Origin of the sequence: Ktedonobacter racemifer DSM 44963 (genome assembly GCF_000178855.1) — a bacterium.
GTDB lineage: Bacteria > Chloroflexota > Ktedonobacteria > Ktedonobacterales > Ktedonobacteraceae > Ktedonobacter > Ktedonobacter racemifer.
This window is the reverse complement of sequence record NZ_ADVG01000004.1, coordinates 2,055,313-2,073,306: the sequence shown is the minus strand read 5'-3', so window position 1 is coordinate 2,073,306 and position 17,994 is coordinate 2,055,313. Positions and strand designations below refer to the sequence as shown.

20 protein-coding genes and 1 pseudogene are annotated in these 17,994 nt (G+C 54.5%); 12 read left to right on the top strand and 9 right to left on the bottom strand.

Features of this window, described 5'->3' with window-relative positions; genetic code table 11:
* The first annotated feature begins 4 nt into the window (after positions 1-4).
* Together KRAC_RS64215 and KRAC_RS50700 are read left to right on the top strand one after the other, a co-directional pair.
* Positions 5-955, top strand: a complete 951-nt coding sequence (locus KRAC_RS64215; protein ID WP_007920695.1) for a tetratricopeptide repeat protein — start codon at positions 5-7, stop codon at positions 953-955.
* Between the two features lie 62 nt (positions 956-1,017).
* Positions 1,018-1,965 (top strand): nucleoside hydrolase, encoded by a 948-nt coding sequence (locus KRAC_RS50700; protein WP_040447490.1) that lies wholly within the window; start codon positions 1,018-1,020, stop codon positions 1,963-1,965.
* Here KRAC_RS50700 and KRAC_RS77485 read toward each other — a convergent pair.
* The 6 genes and pseudogenes from KRAC_RS77485 to KRAC_RS50675 form a co-directional block, all read right to left on the bottom strand.
* Positions 1,908-2,195 carry a zinc ribbon domain-containing protein gene (locus tag KRAC_RS77485; protein WP_244422551.1) on the bottom strand — a complete coding sequence of 96 codons (288 nt, stop codon included), beginning with the start codon at positions 2,193-2,195 and terminating at the stop codon, positions 1,908-1,910. The two genes, KRAC_RS50700 and KRAC_RS77485, sit on opposite strands and share 58 nt — an antisense overlap.
* A 118-nt stretch (positions 2,196-2,313) precedes the next feature.
* Positions 2,314-3,327: pseudogene (locus KRAC_RS64210) on the bottom strand (RNA-guided endonuclease InsQ/TnpB family protein); the annotation flags it as partial.
* 35 nt (positions 3,328-3,362) lie between these two features.
* Positions 3,363-3,965 carry an IS607 family transposase gene (locus KRAC_RS50690; protein ID WP_007920692.1) on the bottom strand — a complete coding sequence of 201 codons (603 nt, stop codon included), beginning with the start codon at positions 3,963-3,965 and terminating at the stop codon, positions 3,363-3,365.
* A gap of 191 nt (positions 3,966-4,156) precedes the next feature.
* Positions 4,157-4,354, bottom strand: coding sequence for a hypothetical protein (locus tag KRAC_RS50685; protein ID WP_211221484.1), 198 nt, complete (start codon positions 4,352-4,354; stop codon positions 4,157-4,159).
* Between the two features lie 92 nt (positions 4,355-4,446).
* Complete coding sequence (locus KRAC_RS50680; RefSeq protein ID WP_007920690.1) at positions 4,447-4,842, bottom strand: VOC family protein; 396 nt, start codon at positions 4,840-4,842, stop codon at positions 4,447-4,449.
* An 84-nt stretch (positions 4,843-4,926) separates the two neighbouring features.
* Complete coding sequence (locus tag KRAC_RS50675; protein ID WP_007920689.1) at positions 4,927-5,364, bottom strand: DoxX family protein; 438 nt, start codon at positions 5,362-5,364, stop codon at positions 4,927-4,929.
* A gap of 240 nt (positions 5,365-5,604) precedes the next feature.
* Here KRAC_RS50675 and KRAC_RS50670 point away from each other — a divergent pair, with 240 nt between their 5' ends.
* Positions 5,605-6,063 carry a winged helix-turn-helix transcriptional regulator gene (locus KRAC_RS50670; RefSeq protein WP_007920688.1) on the top strand — a complete coding sequence of 153 codons (459 nt, stop codon included), beginning with the start codon at positions 5,605-5,607 and terminating at the stop codon, positions 6,061-6,063.
* A 38-nt stretch (positions 6,064-6,101) separates the two neighbouring features.
* Here the strand turns inward: KRAC_RS50670 and KRAC_RS50665 are convergent, their stop codons facing one another.
* Positions 6,102-7,256, bottom strand: a complete 1,155-nt coding sequence (locus KRAC_RS50665) for an FAD-dependent monooxygenase (protein ID WP_007920687.1) — start codon at positions 7,254-7,256, stop codon at positions 6,102-6,104.
* Between the two features lie 191 nt (positions 7,257-7,447).
* Here KRAC_RS50665 and KRAC_RS50660 point away from each other — a divergent pair, with 191 nt between their 5' ends.
* The 5 genes from KRAC_RS50660 to KRAC_RS50640 all read left to right on the top strand — a co-directional run bounded on the left by KRAC_RS50660 (position 7,448) and on the right by KRAC_RS50640 (position 13,374).
* The gene (locus KRAC_RS50660) at positions 7,448-8,155 is read left to right on the top strand and encodes a hypothetical protein (RefSeq protein WP_007920679.1); all 708 of its coding nucleotides are present in this window, start codon (positions 7,448-7,450) and stop codon (positions 8,153-8,155) included.
* Positions 8,156-8,311: 156 nt separating this feature from the next.
* Positions 8,312-11,416 carry a winged helix-turn-helix domain-containing protein gene (locus KRAC_RS50655; RefSeq protein ID WP_007920666.1) on the top strand — a complete coding sequence of 1,035 codons (3,105 nt, stop codon included), beginning with the start codon at positions 8,312-8,314 and terminating at the stop codon, positions 11,414-11,416.
* A gap of 141 nt (positions 11,417-11,557) precedes the next feature.
* Positions 11,558-12,436, top strand: coding sequence for a haloalkane dehalogenase (locus KRAC_RS50650; RefSeq protein WP_007920665.1), 879 nt, complete (start codon positions 11,558-11,560; stop codon positions 12,434-12,436).
* Between the two features lie 55 nt (positions 12,437-12,491).
* Entirely contained in the window at positions 12,492-13,001 is a 510-nt protein-coding gene (locus tag KRAC_RS50645; RefSeq protein ID WP_007920664.1) for a dihydrofolate reductase family protein, read from the top strand.
* A gap of 154 nt (positions 13,002-13,155) precedes the next feature.
* Complete coding sequence (locus KRAC_RS50640) at positions 13,156-13,374, top strand: helix-hairpin-helix domain-containing protein (protein WP_040447485.1); 219 nt, start codon at positions 13,156-13,158, stop codon at positions 13,372-13,374.
* Between the two features lie 43 nt (positions 13,375-13,417).
* Here KRAC_RS50640 and KRAC_RS50635 read toward each other — a convergent pair whose 3' ends face one another.
* Positions 13,418-14,371 carry an oxidoreductase gene (locus KRAC_RS50635; protein WP_007920662.1) on the bottom strand — a complete coding sequence of 318 codons (954 nt, stop codon included), beginning with the start codon at positions 14,369-14,371 and terminating at the stop codon, positions 13,418-13,420.
* A 207-nt stretch (positions 14,372-14,578) separates the two neighbouring features.
* Between KRAC_RS50635 and KRAC_RS50630 the strand changes: the two genes are divergently transcribed.
* On the top strand, positions 14,579-15,118 hold the full coding sequence (locus KRAC_RS50630) for an RNA polymerase sigma factor (protein WP_007920661.1): 540 nt from the start codon (positions 14,579-14,581) through the stop codon (positions 15,116-15,118).
* A complete protein-coding gene (locus KRAC_RS50625; protein WP_007920660.1) occupies positions 15,118-15,867 on the top strand; it encodes a hypothetical protein in 750 nt (249 codons plus the stop codon). Before KRAC_RS50630 ends, KRAC_RS50625 begins: the two co-directional genes overlap by 1 nt.
* 71 nt (positions 15,868-15,938) lie before the next feature.
* On the opposite strand, the gene KRAC_RS73000 is transcribed toward KRAC_RS50625, so the two are convergent.
* On the bottom strand, positions 15,939-16,457 hold the full coding sequence (locus KRAC_RS73000) for a hypothetical protein (RefSeq protein ID WP_007920659.1): 519 nt from the start codon (positions 16,455-16,457) through the stop codon (positions 15,939-15,941).
* Positions 16,458-16,615: 158 nt separating this feature from the next.
* Here KRAC_RS73000 and KRAC_RS50615 point away from each other — a divergent pair, with 158 nt between their 5' ends.
* The gene (locus tag KRAC_RS50615; RefSeq protein ID WP_007920656.1) at positions 16,616-17,068 is read left to right on the top strand and encodes an SRPBCC family protein; all 453 of its coding nucleotides are present in this window, start codon (positions 16,616-16,618) and stop codon (positions 17,066-17,068) included.
* Between the two features lie 143 nt (positions 17,069-17,211).
* Complete coding sequence (locus KRAC_RS50610; RefSeq protein WP_007920654.1) at positions 17,212-17,979, top strand: amidohydrolase family protein; 768 nt, start codon at positions 17,212-17,214, stop codon at positions 17,977-17,979.
* Positions 17,980-17,994 lie beyond the last annotated feature (15 nt).

Below are 17,994 nucleotides of genomic sequence, written 5' to 3'. Positions count from 1 at the left end.
CTCTATGCCTGTTAGTCAAAAAGTTCTCCGTGATACCCGGGCTATGGGCGACGATCACAAACGGGCTAACTATGCCATACAGGTGCGTCGCTATGATCTCGCCATTGAGATTATGCAGCGTGTGCTTAGCTCCCAGCCCGAAAATAGCGTGGCATTTTTCGTAATCGGTCGCGCTTATACATTGAAAAAAGATCGTATCAGGGCAGAAGAAGCACTGCGCGAATCGCTACGCCTGGATGCCAGTGCCTACTATGTGCATATGCTTTATGGCTCGGTACTCTCGGAAATGGGAAGTGAACATCATGCCAGGGCGGAAGAGGAACTGCTTACTGCGCTGAGTCTAGATCCATCCAGCCCAAATGCCCATCATGCCTATGCAGGTTTTCTGTTCAATCATAAGAAAGATACCGCGCAGGCAAAAGTACACTGTTATGAGGCACTGAAGCATAAACCCTCTGATGTAAGCTATCACTGGTTATTGGGACATATCTTTCAGAAAGAGGGCAGCATAGAGCAGGCGGAGCAGCAGTTTCTGCATGCCTTGAGCCTGGATCCAGAGAACGCCGTTATTCATAACAGCTATGGCGCGCTTTTGTTTAACCAGAAGCAACGCCCCAAAGAGGCCTTTGAGCACTTTAAGATAGCAATTCTGCAAGCGCCAGATTCGCCAGAGTACCGCAGGAACTTCTTGCTTGCCTTGAAAACCAAGCAGAAATTCTACTGGCTCTACTGGCATCATGCCTTGCTACGCAAAAAACTGGGGAGGTTCTACCTTCTCATAAGGCTGACTCTTCTCATAACAGTGTATGTTTGTTGGGTAATGTCCCACAATTTCATACCAGCCCTGCTTCCGGTCGCAAATGTGCTCTTCTGGTCCATGATTCTTGTAAGTGCCTACTTCTTTTTAGCTAATCCGCTCTTCAATCTGTTTTTCAAACGAGGCTGGCTGAAATAGCGCAAGATTTGGCGTTTGGAGTATGCGAGTCAACTATCATAGGGAGGTTTGGCGATGTGGCGATGACGAAAATCCACCTGGATACCGACATTGGAGGAGATATGGACGATGTCTGCGCCCTGGCCATGCTCTTGCGCTGGCCTGATCTTGACATCACAGGTGTGACAACTGTCTCCGATGATCGGGGGCGGCGGGCTGGGTATGTCGACTATATGCTGAAGCTAGCGGGAAGAAATGGTATTCCCGTGGCCGCTGGGGCCGATGTCGCAGGCGGCTATTATCGCTATATACCGGGCTATCCGCCAGAAGAGGAGAATTGGCCCGAACCCATTACGCCCCGTCCAGGTCCGCTGGACGAGGCCCTGGCTCTCCTCAAGCATAGTATTGAACAGGGCGTGATCATCGTTGCCATTGGTCCCTACACCAACCTGGCACTGCTCGATAAGCAATATCCAGGCATACTACGCCAGGCCAACCTCTTTCTCATGGGTGGCTACATCTTTGATCCGCCAGCCGCCTACCCCCAGTTTGCCAGGGAGGACGACTACAATATCCAGTTGGATATCGCCTCGGCGCGCTACGTCCTAAAGCACTCCAACCCAACGTTAATCCCGCTCACTGTCACATGCCAGACCGCCTTGAGGCGAGCGTATCTGCCCGGACTTGCCCAGGCTGGCCCGTTGGGACAACTTATCGTGCGCCAGGCCGAGGTATGCGCAAAGTATGAGCACCATGAACAGACTCATGGACAGCGCAGCCCCGGACTGCCCAGTGATATCATCAACTTCCTGCACGACCCCCTGGCCTGTGCCATCGCCCTCGGCTGGAGCCAGGGCATCGAGTTTGAGACCATACCGTTCTCCGACACTTGGACAAATATGGACAAGCCACATTCACCCGGATCGGTTCCTGCTTCACCGAGGGCAGTTTCACTGAACCATCTCACGACGGATCAGCCAGAGCTGCCCTCTCCGACAGGCGTTTCACCCTTCCCGAGGAACTCCCAGTAGGGACCTGGCTGGCCGCTCAGATACAAGATCGCCAGCGCTGCCAGGTTCAGCGCGGCATTGAGGTCACGATCGATCACCAGCCCACAGGCCGGATGCTCGCAGACATAGATGCGCTCTGAAAGGTCTATCTCTTCTTTGATATGGTTGCAGCCAGAGCACAGTTTGGTGGAAGCAAACCAGCGATCTGCCCACAGCAGGTTTTCTCCTTGCCAGAACGTTTTGTAGCCCATTTGCCGCTTGAACTCGCCTAATCCGACATCGCTGATTGCCAGAGCCAGCTTGTGGTTCTGTGCGCATCCCTGCCACATGGAGGTCTTCAAGCACGACCACGGCAGGACGCCTCTGGGCATCCGAGATGCGAGCCTGGCGCAGCAGTTTTTTCATCTGCTTGGCTTTGACCTTGTTCGCATTGGTTTTCGGCAGGGGCTCTGGGGGCGGCTTCTTCTTCGATCGCTTGCCACGCTTTGGCTTCACCTTGGCTTTCGGCTCTGGCAACGTAGCAGCAATCTCAGCTTTGCGGATTTCACGTTCTTCTGGAGGAAGTTGGGCGCGGGTGAGCTGGCTTGTGCCTTTGTGGAGAGCATCCTCGCGCACATAAGCGACGCGGGCATACTTGCGCGCTACTTTTTGACGGGCTTTGGCGCGGTTCTTGCTCCCTTTCTGTTTCCGGGAGAGCCAGCGATGCAGCCGCTTGATCCGCTTGAGTTCGGATGTGAGGGCTTTGGGGTTGGCAATGGCACGCCCATCGGAGCATTGGGCCAGGGTTTTGATCCCGGTATCTACGCCGATCGGCGGACCAGCTGCCTGTGGGGGATCGGGCACCTGCTCACTCACCTGCACCGAGACAAACCAGCGCCCTGCCTTTTCACTGACCGTGGCCGAGAGCACAGCGACGCCGCCGGTAGGCAAATAGCCACACTCGTGCAGGCGCAGCCGTCCGAAGCGCGGCAGTTCAATGGCTTGCTCGTAAATATGAATACTGCCTGTCATCCGGAAACTGCCCACTCCTTTCCGCTTGGTTTTCGGCTTGGGGAACCCCGGCTTGCCCCTCCACTTGCCTTCTTTCTTGAGGTCACAGCGGCGGAAAAAGTTCCTGTAGGCTTGATCCAGATCGCGTAACGCCTCCTGCGGCGCGGCTTTTGACACCTCGTACATCCAGGGAATCTCGGTTTGCTTGAGCGCGTTCAATTCCCGGTGCAGTTCCATCGCACTGATCCAGCGTTTCTCCTGTTGATAGACCTCTTGCTTGCGTCTGAGCCCCCAATTCCAGGACCAGCGCGCTGCGCCTGCATGCTGTTTGCAGAGGGTGATTTGTTGGTGATTGAGATCTAATTGCGTGCGATAGCCGCGTGTAATCAGCATCGATCCGGTCCTGCCTGCATCTTAAGAACGCCTCATCAAACGCACTCCTCGGTCCGCTCCTCTTTCATGAGAGATTCCACGCACTGCTTGATGCGTTCGGCTCTGTGCCGAGAGCCGCGCCTGCCGTACATCCGGGCCGCCATACTGGTCATGAGGCTGACAACGTCATCAACGAGATCGTCCTGCGTCTCATGGGGAAAGATGGCTTCGATGCGGCGTCCCTGGGCTTCGAGCAGCGTTGTGAGATACCACCACCCAAAACGGGTGCCACGATCGCGGTGTTCGACAAGAATGGTGCCAATACTTGGGTCGGCCAGCAGCTTGAGGAATTTCGGGCGGTTGTCGTTGAGGCCCGATGCAATTTCGACGACTTCTTTGGCCACTGGGTAGCCACGGGCCGCCGCGTAGTTGCGCAGGTGTTGCACCTGGCGCTCGAGATCGCTTTTTTGATCAGCAGAGGACACGCGCGCATACAAGGCGATGCGCCCCGTCTCTGGCTTCTCCGCCACCGGATCGCGCACGATCACCGTCCCTGTGGGCGTTTGGTAGGCATCGAGCGTCCCGGCTTTATACCACCGCCAGGCGGTTTTATAGGTGACTCCAGCTTTTTTGGCATACTGACTTAACTTCATGTCCATAGATTACCATGAAATATCCATATTAGTCAATGTGCTCTAAAATATTTTTAACCCCTCAAATTCGAAACAAGAGATGGCTGGCTCTACGAGCTCCCCGATAGCAATGGGAAGCCCACACGCCTGGTCACCAGAATTGATGGCAACGCCTTCAACGACTATTGGCATATGCGGCTACTATTTCGGGGAATTTTTCAACGACCAGTTTGCCGATCATGCTGCCTTGCTCCAAGGGTAGCATGGGCCTTGCGCAGGTTGGCGGCGTTGATGGGCGAGAGACGCTGGGTGAGGGTGGTCTTGATCTCGCCCGCGTCGACCAGGCCCGCCACGGTATCGAGGATATGGTGTTGCTCGATCATGTCTGCGGTCTGGAAGCGGGGACGGGTGAACATGAGCTCCCAGGCGAAGGTTGCACTCTTGCACTCTACAGAGAACACGATCCAGAAGCGCAAACCGTATGCCTGTGCAAATGAGCAAAACGCCTTTACAAACTAAACTCTGAGGACCTCCAGGGCATTTCCTGGAAAGTCCATGTGTTGCCATCGGGATCGCTGAAGGCCGCGTACTTAATCCCTTGATCATGCTCATCAACCTCGCCTACTTCGACGCCTCGGCTAATGAGCGCTTCGCGAGCCTTGTAGACGTCCCCAACGACCAGGTGCAGACCCCTGAGCGAACCAGGCTGCATTTTAATACCATCGAGGCCGGTACTCAGAACAATCGAGCAAGCCGATCCAGGTGGTGTGAGTTGGACTATTCTAACTGTTTCAGTCGGCCGGATATCCAAGTCCGCGTGAAATCCTACCTTTTCAACATAGAAAGCCTTGGCACGATCAATGTCGGTAACGGGTACTGGCACAAGCTCTAGTTTCATATCCATTGTTTATTGCCTCTTTCCATTTAGCCCCCTGGCATTTTGATTACCAGGGGGAGTTTGCTTTTCTTTCTTTAAGAAGGGCAAGAGTCAGGCGGCCTTGAAATAGGACCGACGACCGTAGAAGATGAAGATGGCGAGCAGGCCCACCACCAGCGGGAGCAGGGCAGAGACGACATCGCCCCCCATAAGCGTTATCACCGTAGCCCCTATCATGATGATTACCAGCCCGGAAGCAGCCAGTGGGGTTAAGAAAGGTTTGATACGCAGGAGGAGAGGCAGGATAAGGCCAAGCGCTCCAGCGACTTCAGCCACGCCGATGAACCGGATAAAGAGGCCAGGCAGCGGTACGCTCATCTGTGAGGTCATCATCTCAATTGGCATGAGCAACTTCATACTGCCAGCAAAGAGAAAGATCAGCGCGAGCAGTGCCTGAACACTCCAGAGCGTGGTGAGCATAACCTTGTTCTGACGTTTCCCCTGGGTATTATTTTCGCTTAACACCTGAAGGCTTGCGACATTGTTCATCTTGATGCTCCTTTATTTCTCGCTATTTACTTGCCCATTTACTTGCAATTTGCAAGTGCAGGTACTATACTATTCCAAAGTCAGGTTCTAAAAGCGGAAATAATCAGCGTATCAATTTTGGCCCTGGTGGATACGGTTTTCGGATACCTGGTAGGTGGTGAGGTGGAGGACGGCAGCCTGTGGCTGCCATCCTCCACCTCACCACCTACCAGGGCGAGCGCCGCGGGCGGGAGTATTAACATGAAACATAAACATCACAGGCGTTCAGACTGCCCCATCAACTTCGCCCTGGAAGTTCTCGGCGATCCCTGGTCGCTCTTGATTATTCGCGATATTGTCTATTTTGGGAAGAAAACCTATACGGAGTTTCTGGCCTCAGAAGAGGGGATCGCGACCAACATTCTCGCCAGCCGCCTGGCCCACCTGGAGCAGCAGGGTATTCTTCTCAAACGGCCTCATCCCACGAACGAGCGCAAAGAGATGTATGCCTTGACGGAGAAGGGCCTGGACTTGATTCCGCTCCTAGTGGAGATGGCCAACTGGAGCGCCGAGCATGATCCCCAGACTGGCGCGCCACCAGACTGGATCGCACTCATGAAGGCCAAACGCGAGCAGATGCTTCCCTTGATCCGCGAAACCGTGCAACAGGGGAGAGCCGTCTTCGCAGGCCCCGACAGCCTGGTCAGCCAGCTTCAATAGAAATGTTTTTTTAGATAGAGAAATGTTTACGTACTGGCTTACTCGCCAGGTGTGTGGCCCGCTACAGATGCGAGTTGTCGAATGAGCAGATGCCTGGGTGTAAGCATAAGTGCGCGGTCACGAAGCCAGCAGGCGAATGGATGCTCCCATTGCCCTATAATCCCGATCTGGCGCGAACGGATGACGACCATATTGGTGCGCTTCAAGCGCTTCTGCTGGTAGACATATAACGCTTCTGCAATAGATTGGGTGTGCTGTAAGCCCTGGGCGAGAACAAAAGCGTCTTCGAGTGCCTGGCAGGCACCCTGGCCCATATTCGGCGTCATCGCGTGCGCCGCGTCTCCGAGCAGGACTACACGCCCTTCGCTCCAATGAGAGAGAGGCTTGAGATCATAAATGTCGTTGCGCAGGATCTCCTCCACAGACGTCTCCTCGATAAGCGTTGTGATGGCTGGATGCCAGCCTTTAAACATTGCCAACAACTCTTCTCTCCGTCCCTCTGGTGCCTCTGTCGCGTTCTCTGGAGCATTGCAGGACGCAAACCAGTAGACACGCTCCCTGCTCAAAGGGACAATACCGAAGCGCAGGCCCCGTCCCCAGAACTCTCCAATCATTTGAGGAACAGCAGCAGCGACACCACGCCAGGCCGTATAGCCTGCATAGCGCTGTATGCTCTGTGGGAAGAGCTGTTGAAGGATAGATGAATGAATGCCATCGGCGCCAATCAGCAGGTGGCCTCGTACCTGTTGTCCATCCGCAAAAGAGACGGTGACGCCATTCTCATCCTGTTCGAAGGCGACGAATCTCGCGCCTAGTTGGAGCGCATCTGATCCCACCTTTTCGCGCAACGCCGCCTGGAACTCTGCGCGATGGATCACAATGGTTGGCGCGCCCAATTTATCCTCAATCTCCGCTGGCGAGAGCGGAGCCAGGAGCTTTCCCTGAGCAGAGTAGAAGCCACTCATAGCCGTTTCAGGTAGACCAAGGTCACGCAACATCTCATCCAGGCCAAGCCTCTGTAAAACCTTCACCGCATTGGGCCAGAGCGTGAGTCCCGCTCCCACGTCCCTGACCTCGCTGGCACGCTCAAACACGCGCACAGAAAAACCAGCTTGCTGGAGCGCCAGCGCCGTCGCCAGGCCTCCGATCCCAGCTCCAATGATCAGGATTGGCAGGCCCTTATCTCTTGTCATCACTATGCTTTTTCATCCTTCCTTCACGGGCAGCATACTCTAGATTTGTAGCGCAAACGCCTAGCGAAGGGTCGTCAGTCACTAGACAGGTATCTCTTCCTCTGTTATCCTGTATTGGCGTCTAAAGCGTCATCAATCGCTGATGTTCTGCATCCCTGCCACTAAGAGAGATGGAAGGAGCCGCTCCATCAATGGATCTATCGCCAGCCTTCTTTGACCTCCAGCTACATTTTGCTGACACCGTTGTCCAGGTAAGCAACCTTAATTTCGAGGAAGCCCTGCTTCACTATACCAATCTCTACCTGCAGTTTGTTGGGCGCTCCTTTGATCCACTTCACCCAATCTGGCAGGCCTATCTTACTGGTCTGCGCAAGGCTCCGGAGAGAGCCATGTGGACCTACTCTTTTTATCAACGCACCAGAGAGCCCCACACTCCATTCCCTTATGGGTGCTTTCGCTACAGTTACCTTCCAGAGGAAAACACAATTCGCTATCACTTTGCAAGTGCAGACACCTCCGATTCTGGCCCGTTGAGCAAGGACAGGATGCCTATTCGGTTACAGGAATTGAAAATGATGTTCACCGAGATCAAGAAACAGTACGGGGATACACCTCTCGTGCGAGGCAATTCGTGGCTCTACAATATCGATGCCTACAAGCGGTTGTTCCCGGCACACTATACGCAAGCGATGGAAGTGGTAGACGATGAGTTCCAGTACATGTCACTCTGGGGACAGTTCTTGCGTCACGACGGCCAGGTTCATAAGTACCTTGTCGACTCTTTGCTCTCGGGTTGCCAGAAGCAGGAGACCTTAGACGGCCTTATGCATTGTTTCCCTTATCAGGTGCTCTCTCCTCAATGCCCTATTACCTCGTTTTACGATTTTTATAAGGTTTAAGCGTCTTTGTGCAAGAGGCGAGGGCATGGGGGAAAGCGCCCTTCTAAGACCACTCAAATTTTGTTGCCTAACGAGGCAAGCTGTGCTATATTTGTTGGGTTACAACTGTTAGGCAACACGATATGTCCCTTCTTTAGCTAGTGACAAGGAACGTCTATGCCCAGGTATGCCCACGCTCAACTATGCTGGTCTGAATACGCCCAGAGCTATCTCCTCTTCATTGGCGACCAGGTCAGCGAACAGACGCTCACGAGTGAGTGGCTTGAGCAAAACGCCTCCTTTGCCTTTCATAGCCGTTCAGGTATTCACTATACCGCCCGCAAGCAGCGGGTGCAACGCGGGAGCAGCTACTGGTATGCGTATCGTCGTCTGCGTGAGCGCATTGTCAAGCGCTATATCGGCAAAACAACAGACCTTACGTATGCGCGTTTAGAGGAAATCGCTCGCTTGCTAGAAGGGATGTCTGATGCGCATCAGCCTGCTTTAGAAGAGCCAGGTCAAGCGCCAGCCACGCTCCAACCGGCTCCCGTTGCAGCGTCTCCGCTCCTCTTATCCAAACTGTCTCCGCCGGGCTTGCATGCCTCTCTTCTCGACCGTTCACGCTTATTGGCACTGCTCGATGCTGGCTGCGAAGTCCCTCTCACGCTGCTCTCGGCGCCTGCTGGGTTTGGCAAGACGACCCTCGTCTCCCAATGGCTGGCGACCCAACACGCCAGCTTGCCCTTTGGCTGGATCTCTCTGGAGGCTTCTGACAATGATCTGCTGCGCTTCTGGCGCTACTTGATCGCAGCCTGCCAGGCGTTTCGAGTGGATCTGCAAGAGGTGTACAGCACCCTGGCCTCCCTGGCTCCACAGCCGCCTTTTCTCCCCTCGTCTCTGGAGACCATGCTAACTACCTTGCTCAACGCTCTGGCTCAATCGTCCACGCAAGGCATTCTGGTGCTGGAGGATTACCATGTGATTACCTCTCCGCTGATCCATGAGACGCTCTCCTTTTTCCTTGAGCATCTTCCAGCTACGCTCCATCTGATCATGATCACGCGTAGCGATCCTCCTTTCTCTCTGGTGCGCCTTCGCGCCCGCAATGCCTTGTATGAAATACGCGCGGCGGACCTGCGTTTCTCGCAGGAAGAGAGCGCGCTTCTGCTCCAACACACGCTCTCTTTCTCACTGGAGACCTCGACGATTCAGCGCCTGCATGCTCAACTAGAAGGCTGGGGGGCTGGACTCCACCTGGTAAAGCTCGCGCTTCAACGAACAAGCACGCACGCCGAGAGCGAGCAGGCGCTGGCTCACTTCCCCCTTGGGAATACCTCTCTCCAGGAATACTTTGTCTCTGAAGTGCTTGTCCTGCAAGCAGAACCAGTGCAGCAATTTCTGCTCCAGACCAGTATCCTCACCCGCCTGACCGCCTCTCTGTGCGACGCAGTAACTGTGCAAGATAACAGCCAGGAAATGCTCATGCAACTGGAACATCTTGACCTGTTTCTGGAACCGCTTCACAACGAAGGGCAATGGTATCGGTATCACGCGCTTTTCGCCGAAGCCATGCGTAATGAGGCCCGGCATCGCCTTGGTGAGGAGCAATTGCGTTATCTCTCTGCTCGTGCCTCACACTGGTATGAAACACGTGGCTATCCTGGCGAGGCTATAGATGCGGCCCTGGATGCCCAGGATTACAATCGAGCCGCTAGCTTGATCGAGCGATCCATTGGAGGGCAGACCTTCCCAGGTGAGATCCAGGAGCCTCATACCTTGTATCGCTGGTTGGAACAGCTTCCAGACGCGCATCTGGAGCAGCAACCCGTTCTCTGTTTGAGCTATGCCACAACACTATTATTTCGGAGCCCTTCATGGCTCCCCGATACCGCAACCCAGTTCTCGATTGAGAAACTCTTGCTTAGGGCAGAACATGGTTTCCGCGTGGCGAACCAGCAAGCGAAGCTTGGAGAACTGTATGCCTTTCGCGCGCTACTTGCCTTGAGACAGGGCGACATGCCAGCCGCACCACAATATGCGAAACAGGCACTGGATTGGCTGCCTCAGCTGCAAGGCAAGCAACCTATCACGCAGGGCACTCACTCTATCTGGCGCGGCCTGAGCCTGAGCATCGTGGCTGAAGAATGGATAGAGGCGGGACACTTCCCAAAGGCTCGCGCTGCCTTGCTTGAATCCCAGGCTCTGTGTGCAGCCGCGGGGAATCACTATTTCCAGCGCGTTGCCATGATTAAGCTTGCCCAGGTCTTCTTTGAGCAGGGGGAGAACCAGCAGGCCACCGCCCTGTATCGCCAGTCCCTCGCTTCAGCCAGGGAGGGCGGACCCATCTATACGCTTTGCAGTGCCTTGTATGGCCTGGCCGCCCTCTGCTACGAACACAATGAGCTGGAAAGCGCCTCGCAATATGCACAGGAAATCATAACCGTCAGTCAGTCTCAGCACCTGGTGTACTACGAGGTGCGGGCAATGTTCATCCTTGCGCGTGTGCAACAGGCACAGGGGCAGGCCGTTGTTGCCCAACAACAACTCGCGGCCCTCCTCGACAAGATACCTCTCTCCTTGCCTCTCCTCTCACAGGAGGTCCAGACGGCCCAGGCGCGTTTAGCGCTCTTCGTGGGCGACCAGATAACCATCCATCGCTGGGCGACTGGCCGCAAGCCTCAGCACATTTTCTCACAGACAATAGAGGAAGACCTACTCGTTGCCCGCTGGTTGCGCAGCCAGGGCAAACTGGAAGAGGCAGCTCACCAGCTTGAGCGCTTGCTTCTTGCGACGCAGGAGGCGCAACATACGCGCCGCATGCTTGAGGTTCAGGTCGAGATGGTGCTGGTCGTTGCCGCAAGTAAACGCAAGACCGAAGCTCTACATCTGCTACGCGAAGTACTTGCGGGGACTTTCGCCGGGAACGCTCAGCGTCTGTTCCTCGATGCTGGAGAGCAGATGGCGATCCTTTTACGCTCCCTCCTGCCCCAGGTTCACGAACAATCTTTGCTTGCCTATATTCGCACCCTTCTGAGCGCCTTTCCTACCCAGGAACAAAGTGGAACTCAAACGTTGGCATCGCCCCTGGTCGAGCCGCTCTCCCCGCAAGAAATGCGCGTCTTGCGCCTGCTCGTCCAGCAGCGTTCAAACCCAGATATCGCCAATGAACTGATTGTCTCGGTCAATACTGTTCGTACTCAGGTCCAGAGCATTTATGCCAAACTGGGCGTCCATACACGCCACGCCGCCAGCGAAGTCGCACGCGAGCTTCACCTGGTCTAATCGTCCCTCTGGCTCCTCCTCTTTTCGTGGCTGCGAATCATGCATGCAATCATCCTCACGCATGAAGCCAATTCATCCATCTAAAAGCTATGATGTGCACATCAAACAAACACATGCTTTCGGAAAGGAAGAGAAAACATCATGATAAGCGCAGCATTCCCCTATCAGAAAAAGCGGCAGCAGATTCTAGGATTAGAGATGGCATATATAGAGGAGGGTCAGGGTGATCCCATTGTCTTCCTGCATGGCAATCCCACATCGTCCTATGCCTGGCGTAATATTCTCCCCCATGTACAGGGGTTGGGGCGCGTTATTGCCCCAGACCTCATCGGCATGGGCGATTCGCAGAAGTTGCCCGAGAGTGGCCCCGATTCCTACACCTTCGTCGAGCATCGCCGCTACCTCGATGCGCTGCTTGAAGCGCTAGATATGCGCGAACGCGTCATCCTGGTTGGACATGACTGGGGCGCGGCCCTGGCCTTTGACTGGGCACGTCGCCACCCGGAAGCCGTGCGCGGCATCGCCTATATGGAAGCAGTTATCGGGACCTCCTCCTGGGATCAGATGCCAGAGATCGTCCGCTCCCGCTTCCAGGCCCTACGAGGTCCAGCAGGCGAGCAAATGGTGCTGGAGCAGAACTCCTTCATCGAGTTCAACCTGCCCGCGACCATTTTGCGCAAACTATCCGAGGAAGAGATGAACGAGTATCGTCGCCCCTTTGCTGAGCCAGGCGAGGCGCGCCGCCCCACGCTCACCTGGCCACGCCAGCTTCCTATTGAGGGCGAGCCGGCCGATGTCGCAGAGATTGTTACCGCCTCCGGTCAGTGGCTCTCCCAGAGCCTTGTCCCCAAGCTACTGATACAGGCCGTTCCAGGAACGCAAGGCTCAGATCAGACTGCGTTCAACCGCACCTGGCCCGCTCAAAGCGAGGTGAGTGTGCGTGGCCACCACACTCCCCAGGAGGACTCTCCCGACGAGATCGGGCAGGCCATCGCCTCCTGGCTTCAAAACCTGAACTAACCATCGATCACTATTGATTTATGTCAAACACACAATAAATATAGGAGAATTTTTCATGAAGACCATTCTTTGGGCAACCTTAACCGCTAATGGAAACTATGCGCAGTCCAGTCCTGAGCATCCACCCAAAATGGAGGCTCTGGGAGATTTCGCGACGCAGGCGAAAGCTGCGGGAAACTTCATTGTTGGACGACGAACATTCGAGGGCATGCAGGCAAGCGGTGGAAACCCCTTTGGTGAAGTTGACATTGTCATCGTTTCTCAGAGCGTCAAAGACATCCCCGGCGTCAAGGTCGCGGGATCGCCCCAGGAAGCCCTCAGCTATCTACAAGGGAAAGGCCATACCACAGCCCTTCTTTCGGGTGGAGCGGATCTGCACAATGCCTTTCTCGGTCAGGGACTTGTCGACGAGGTCATCTTTAACGTCGCCCCTGTAATGGAGGGCAAGGGACTCAACCTCTTGCTCGACACAGGCCACTACCAGTACCAGGATGTGCAGTTGTTGGACTGCAAACCCCTCGGAGGTGGCGTCATCCAACTGCGCTACGCCTTAGGACAAAAATAAAGCTATTCGGTGCACAGGCAGCCACTGAGGCCGCAAGATGCGGCCTCAGTGGCTGCCTGTCTTATTTGCGCAAGATTGGAGTAGTTTCAAGGGCTTTTGGTAGGTTATGATGTTGGTGAGGCTAAATATCGATGAGAAAGGAATAGATCTAAAGATGGAACACCAGGGTTTACAAAATAGTGACCTGCCAGCAGAGCTGTCTGAGCCAGCGCGCCGAGCGCTTCTTGGAGCAGGCTATAGACACCTTGGCCAGCTTACAAAGGTCAGGTCAGCGGAAATTAAACGGCTTCATGGCGTTGGGCCAAAGACGATTACGCAACTGCGTCACGCCCTTAGCCAGCTTGGTCTATCCTTCGCAGACGAGGCGAGCTAGGGACGACGCTGCTAAAGCAGCGTCGTCCCAGCCATTATGACTGCTATATAGAGCTTGGCTGATTCTGTTGAAGCTGGGCGTAGTCGACGCCGGTCAGCTCGATGGAGGCGTCCCAGAGGCGCTCGGCCGTGGGGCGGTCGTACTCGCGCTGAGCTTTGGTCTCGACGCGGGGATGACCACGCATGCTGGAGAAGCCGCCTGGTCCAACTAGCTCGCCGCCGTGGATATCGGACGAGAGGCCCGCGTAGAGCTGGGGCAGCGCTCCCATGGCTGCGGGCTGTCCCACAAACGCCCCAAATTTCTCGTAGAACCAGAGTTCAAGATTGGAGTTGCTGAGCGTGGCACTGGTCGATTGCAAATTGGTGTGCGCGTAGCCGGGATGGGCTGCGACGCTGATAGTCTCCGTGCTTGTGGCGGCGAGACGGCGCTGTAGCTCAAAGGCGAAGAGCAGGTTAGCACGTTTGCTCTGGCCATAGGCCGACCAGCGTGTATAGCCCTTCTGGCTCTGGAGATCATCCAGGTTGACACGCCCCATGGCACGTGCCATGCTGCTCGTGGTCACAACCCGGCTCTTTGGCGTGGCGAGCAGGAGTGGGAGCAGGAGGCCCGTCAGGGCGAAATGTCCCAGGTGGTTGGTGCCAAACTGCATCTCAAAGCCATCTTTGGTCTCGTGACGTGGAATGGCCATAACGCCCGCATTATTGAAGAGCAGGTCCAGTCGCTGGTGTGTCTCCAGGAAGCTAGCAGCGAACTCGCGGATGGCGGCCTGTGATGCCAGGTCGAGCTGCATAAATTTGATAGACGCATCAGGCACACTTTGAAGAACTTCTTCGCGGGCCTTCTCTCCCCGCTCAGGGTTGCGCGCGGCCAGGATGACATGCGCTCCTCTAGCTGCCAGGGCCTGCACCGTCTCCTTACCCAGGCCGCTATTGCCGCCCGTGACCAGCGCGACCTTCCCCCGCAAGTCTGGTATATCGTTTGTCGTCCACTGACTCAAGGCTTCTTCCTCCAGAATAATAGTCTTTCCTGCTTAAAATAGATAAAAGTAAATGCTTACATGGATATATCTCGGCCATATTGTATCATGCCCAATGAGCCACGTCCGCCAGGTATACCCCCAGTAGCCGCGTACATGAGTAGCAAGCTGTTACAAAACAACGTTATTTGCGAATATACTGGCGAGATCTCAAATGTGGAGTAATGCATGCATCAACCAGCCCGGGCACAAGAACAGTCAGTCGCGCTCTATCAGCGCTACGCGCCCGCCGTGTTCGCCTACCTGATATGCCAGGTTGGTTCGCGCGAGGATGCGGAAGACTTGCTACTGGAGGTATTTCTAGCGCTAGTGGAGAAAGGTTCTGCCCTACAAGAGGACGAGCATTTAGTGCGCGCCTATATCTGGTCTGTGGCGCACCACAAGGTGGCCGATCACTTCCGCCACTTTACCAGGCATCCCAGCGTTCCCCTGGCGAACGTCGAGGAGATGCTTTATGAGCGCGATGAGCAGCAGCCAGAGCAGGTCGCCCTGCGCCGCGAGGAGTACGCACAGCTCTATACGCACATGCGAGAGCTGCCAGAGCCACAGCGCGAGATTCTGCAATTGCGCTTTGGTCATGAGCTAAGTTATGGTGAGATCGCACAGATTGTCTCTAAGAGCGAGGCCGCTGTCCGCATGATTCTGCATCGTGCGCTCAAGGTCTTGCGCGGCGCCTATAGTGGGAAACAGACAGGAAGGAGCAGGTAATGTCCGACAACGAACAGGACCTCTTTGCAACTTTTGAACCTGGCGAGCATAACCTGCTCGAAGACGTACAGCGCAGCTATCTCCCCTATGCCCACGCCAACAGGGAATCGCTCTGGCGCGTCCAGGAACGCCTGGAGGCACGCTTGCAGCAGACGCAACAGGAAAAAAGAACTAGCTCCATCAAGGAGTTACCTATACAACGAAAAAGGAAAACTATCATGGATGTTTCATCGAAGAAGGCGGGATGGAGCCGCCCGACACGTATATTAAGCTCTATTGCCGCCGTGCTCATTGTCGCCGCGCTTGTTGGCGGCGCACTTCTTCTCTTTGGGCCAAAGCATCAGTCAGCAATGGTTGGCTCGAAAGCTCCTATACCAACCACCATCGCCACGCATATTCCCAATCCCAGTCCCCCCGAGGTCGGTCCTGGCGCGAGCATTATTACCTCCGCCACCACCACATCGCGTATCGATCCTAATAGCCATATCGCCCTGGACAAGCACCAAGTCTTTGCCCGTGACACCTTGTTCTATGTGACCTATAACATCTCAACGAAGAAGGACGTGGGAAAGATAGCCGTCAAGGTATTTACGAATGGTATCCAGGATAAGGAGCAAGAGACCGCTATTGAGGCGAACCAGAACAAGCATGGGTATATCAGCCTGACATATCCCGTCTCGCTCTCTGGCAAAATAGAACTCTACTGGAATGATCAACTGGCCTATCGCCTCTACTTCGCGGTGAGGTAGCCCGCTACAGTGGCCGTACGCGGCTACTCTCCGCTCTGGAGGAGTAGCCGCGTACGGCCACACTGTAGCAGCTATGGCCCAGGAGGAGGTAACGGTACTCCTGGACGTATTGGCATGGCACATACAGGACTAGAACCAGTAAGCGTCTCTAGCGAGCAAGGAAGGCTGGCAAAAATCCATAAACCCGTCGTCAGAGAGAGACACACTACCAGCAGGATGCTTGCCCATATGATGAGTGACTTTTTTCGGTATGGCTTCTTCATCAAGAGAAAGGCCACAAGGACTATAAAGCACCAGAAACACAAAGGAAAGAAACATAAAATAGCGCTCATTCCGGGGGCTTCTCCGTTGATGTATAGCATCCCTGATTGAAGCCCATCAGACAAAATACTCAAGGCATTTGCAGGGCTAAACTCATATCCATCGGAGAGAATATTAATAGCGGTATAGTAGATAACGAAGACAATGCCAACTAACGTAATAATATTTAACCAACCTGCTCCAAACCTCGCGGGTTGTCGACGAAAAATATTGGAGACGGATCCGCTAATTGGAGACTCAAGAGGTGAAATAGGAGGTTGTTCTTGCATGCATTATCCTTCTATTATATAAGTATACAAGAGAGAGGGTCATACGTAGTGCTAACACACTACAGGCTTTTTAAGCGCGCTGAATACATGTATATTATCATATCTTTTCCAACCGCTAAATCGGCTAGATATGCAACAGTAAGAAGCGAGAAGAATTCATGCCTACTATTCGCTTAGAAACTTACATTGAGGCGCCAGCGGAGCGCTGTTTTGATCTTTCGCTTAATGTTGACGCTCATAGTCATTCTGTAGACCATACCCATGAATGTCCAATCGCTGGCGTGACGACAGGAGTCATGAAGTTAGGCGATACCGTGACCTGGGAGGCCGTCCATTTCGGCATCAAACAGCATCTAACGTCAAAAATTACGGCCTATGAACGGCCTCACCGTTTTGTTGATGAGATGCTTCGAGGAGCCTTTCGGGAAATGAAGCATATTCATGAGTTTGTTCCGCAGTCCTCTGGAACACTCATGATAGATATCTTTACGTTCAGTGCCCCACTGGGCTTCCTTGGGCGCCTGGCTGAAACTCTCGTCCTCACCCGTTATATGAAAAATCTTCTCCTCTCCAGAAACAGCTATTTGAAGTCTGTTGCGGAAGCAGAATAGCCCGCTACTGGCGTACGCGGCTACTCCTCCGCCCTGGAGGAGTAGCCGCGTACGCCAGTAGCGGGCTTATGCTATACTGAGGCAGGTTGCTAGAAGTTTGATTTTTCTAACACCTACCTCACGTGAAGAAGGTTTTTGTTTATATGGATGCGACTCGCTCTCCGATCTTTGATAGCCACTTCCACATCGTTGATCCCCGCTTTCCCATGGTTGCTAATCAGGGATATCTCCCCGACACCTATCGCATCGAGGATTACCAGGCGCGTACCTCCCAATTCGATATACGCGGCGGTGCGATTGTCTCTGGTTCCTTTCAGGCCTATGACCAGGGCTATTTGTTAGAGGCGCTGCAACGCATGGGGCCAGGGTATGTAGGTGTAACCCAGCTTCTGTCTGACGTCTCTGACGAAGTTATCCTGATGCTAAATCAGGCAGGTGTGCGTGCTGTGCGCTTCAACCTGCGCCGTGGGAGCGCGGAGCAGCTCAACTGGCTGGAAGAGATGGCACATCGTATCTACAGCCTGGTGAGTTGGCATGTGGAGCTGTATATAGATTCACGCGAACTGGCCCCGCTTTCGCAGCGCCTACTGGCTCTTCCCAGGGTATGTATTGATCACCTGGGGCTCTCTCGCGATGGCTTTCAGGAACTGCTCAAGCTGGTGGAGGGCGGAGCCTATGTCAAGGCCTCCGGCTTTGGGCGCGTTGATATGGATATATCGACAGCCCTGCGCGAGATTACAAACCGCAATCCCAAAGCCCTGATTTTTGGTACCGACCTGCCCTGCCCGCGCGCCCCTCGCCCCTTCCGCGATGAGGATGTCACGCTGGTTCACGAGGCGCTTGGCGAACAACTTGCACACCAGGTATTTTACGAAAATGCGCTTGCGTTCTATCGCCCTAACGATCGTTAGTTACGTGCCACCCAC